The sequence below is a fragment of the Streptomyces sp. P9(2023) genome (assembly GCF_032436795.1).
GTDB lineage: Bacteria > Actinomycetota > Actinomycetes > Streptomycetales > Streptomycetaceae > Streptomyces.
In genome coordinates this window covers 1-273 of the sequence record NZ_JAUPWM010000458.1, presented here as the reverse complement: position 1 = coordinate 273, position 273 = coordinate 1, and the positions used below count along the sequence as shown (strand labels likewise).

The 273-nt window shown below is 45.1% G+C and carries 1 protein-coding gene; it reads left to right on the top strand.

Features of this window, described 5'->3' with window-relative positions:
- Positions 1–273, top strand: a 273-nt coding sequence (locus Q5762_RS38365) for a PfkB family carbohydrate kinase (RefSeq protein WP_315896941.1), incomplete at both ends; no start/stop codon positions are given.

Sequence of the window (273 nt, the reverse complement as noted above, 5' to 3'; positions counted from 1 at the left end):
GGATTAATACTGACCTAGTCCAAATCTCTGAGACTAAGCTACCAGGAATCTACGCCATTGAAACCACTCCTGAAGGGGAACGAAGCTTTTATTATTGGCGTCACGATTCCGCAGCTAAATATTGGCTGCGCGAGCATAAGCTGCTCAGCCTTGCTCAAAAACTCAGCCAACATCAAGTCATTTATCTGAGTGGAATAAGCTTAGCCATTTTACCTGCCGATTGTCGTGATACTTTGATTGAGTTGCTGACATTGTGCCGTAAAGGTGGCGTAC